Here is a 1,908-nt window from a genome sequence, read left to right as displayed (position 1 = left end):
AGATCTCCAGCGGATCCTTGCCCGACTTCTTCTCGACCTGCTCCAGGGCACCGTAGATGATGCGTTCGGCGATAGCCTTCTTGCCGGACTCCATGATCACGTTCATGAACTTGGAAAGGTCGACCGATCCGAACTTCGGATCAGGGAGGATCTCACGCTTGGGTACTTCGCGACGACGAGGCATTGCTCTTCCTTTTATCTTCAGTTGGCGCGGGCATCGCTGCCTGCACCGCGGTCACCACGAAGGCGCTTCCGGCGCCCGGGCTTCCACTTACTCGGCCCGGCGGGATCTGCACCCACCGCAACCGCAACACGCCATGCCGGAGCTTGCACTCCCGCGATGACGACTTCACGAACCAGCTTACTTGCCGGCCTTCGGACGCTTCGCGCCGTACTTGGAACGCGACTGCTTGCGGTCTTTCACGCCTTGCAGGTCGAGCGAGCCGCGCACGATGTGGTAGCGAACACCCGGCAGATCCTTCACGCGGCCGCCGCGCACGAGCACGACGCTGTGCTCTTGCAGGTTGTGGCCTTCGCCGCCGATGTAGGAAATGATCTCGAACCCGTTGGTCAGGCGAATCTTGGCCACTTTACGCAGCGCCGAGTTCGGCTTCTTCGGGGTGGTGGTGTACACGCGAGTGCACACACCGCGGCGCTGGGGTCCACCCTGCAGCGCCGGGGATTTGGACTTCGTCTTCTCGACCTCGCGGCCCAGACGGACGAGTTGGTTGATGGTTGGCATGTTGGTAACTTGTTCCCGTTTGAAGTCACTGCCCGGATCTCTGTTGTAGAGGCCTGAGCACTCTCGGAAGAAGCGTCGCGCCCTCCCTGGGCGTGTGGCCGAACGATGGAACCGCGAGGCTGCGGGATCGTTGACCGCCCGGTCGACCAGCTTGTGGAATTCATGAACCCACGCGCCGGATCGACAAAAGAGCGAAGCAGAATCTGCCGAAAAGCCCGCGATTATATTCGTAGCCCCGTACACCCGCAAGCCAGGGATATGACCGCACCCGTGTTCCGCTTCGACCCACCCCGCGCCGTGCTGGACACCAACGTCGTGCTCGACTGGCTGGTGTTCGGCAACCCGGGGGTCGCTCCGATCGTCCGCGCGGTCGAGAACGGCCGGCTGCAATGGGTCGCCACGGCCGCGATGCGCGACGAGCTGGCCGAGGTGCTGCGTCGAGGGTTGCCTCGCAATCCATCGATGGATGCCGACCTCATCTGGTCAACATGGAGTGCACGCGCTCACATTGAAGACCTTCCACCACCCGCCAGCCTGGCCGCGCCGCTGCGCTGCACCGACCCCGACGACCAGAAGTTCATCGATTTCGCCCTGCTCCGCGCCGACTGGCTGTTCACTCGCGACCGCGCCGTGCTGCGGCTGGCGCGCCGGGCCCTCCCGCGCGGCCTGGCGATCCTGAGGCCCGAAGCCTGGACCGCACCCCCGGAATGAAAAAAGGGCGGCCGAAGCCGCCCTTTCCGCACGAAGCGCGAACACTCACTCGGCAGCGTCGCCGCCGGCTTCCGCCGGGGTTTCCTGCACGGAGGCGAATTCCTCCGCCTCCTGCATCGCGATGGCACGGCGCTCGGCGTCGTCCATCTCTTCCTTGACGCGGCGTGCGTCGTGGAATGCCATGCCGGTACCGGCCGGGATCAGGCGGCCGACGATGACGTTCTCCTTCAGGCCACGCAGCTCGTCGCGCTTGCCCATGATGGCAGCCTCGGTGAGCACGCGGGTCGTTTCCTGGAAGGACGCCGCCGAGATGAAGCTGTCGGTCGACAGCGACGCCTTGGTGATGCCCAGCAGCACGTCGGCGTGCGTCGCCGTCATCTTGCCTTCGGCCACCATCCGGTCGTTGGTGTCCAGCAGCTCCGAACGCTCGACCTGCTCACCGACGATGTAGGCCG

4 protein-coding genes are annotated in these 1,908 nt (G+C 64.8%); 1 reads left to right on the top strand and 3 read right to left on the bottom strand.

Annotation, left to right across the window (positions count from 1 at the left end; translation table 11 throughout):
• Window positions 1-184: uS7 family ribosomal protein (locus AC1D15_RS29730; protein ID WP_477828854.1), on the bottom strand; the 184-nt coding region annotated here is incomplete at its 3' end.
• A gap of 177 nt (window positions 185-361) precedes the next feature.
• Complete coding sequence (gene rpsL / locus AC1D15_RS29725; RefSeq protein WP_047510966.1) at window positions 362-742, bottom strand: 30S ribosomal protein S12; 381 nt, start codon at window positions 740-742, stop codon at window positions 362-364.
• 162 nt (window positions 743-904) lie between these two features.
• On the opposite strand from rpsL, the gene AC1D15_RS29720 reads away from it, so the two are divergent.
• On the top strand, window positions 905-1,453 hold the full coding sequence (locus AC1D15_RS29720) for a PIN domain-containing protein (protein WP_477828853.1): 549 nt from the start codon (window positions 905-907) through the stop codon (window positions 1,451-1,453).
• Window positions 1,454-1,498: 45 nt separating this feature from the next.
• On the opposite strand, the gene AC1D15_RS29715 is transcribed toward AC1D15_RS29720, so the two are convergent.
• A partial coding sequence (locus tag AC1D15_RS29715; RefSeq protein WP_477828852.1) for a hypothetical protein occupies window positions 1,499-1,908 on the bottom strand: 410 nt, incomplete at its 5' end.

This window comes from Rhizobacter sp. P2_H2 (assembly GCF_056403375.1).
The sequence above is the reverse complement of the archived record's forward strand: the minus strand, read 5'-3'. Positions and strand labels throughout refer to the sequence as shown.

Coding starts and splice junctions, on each gene's coding strand:
- rpsL (WP_047510966.1), bottom strand. CDS start 742: ATGCCAACCATCAACCAACTCGTCCGTCTGGGCCGCGAGGTCGAGAAG.
- AC1D15_RS29720 (WP_477828853.1), top strand. CDS start 905: ATGAACCCACGCGCCGGATCGACAAAAGAGCGAAGCAGAATCTGCCGA.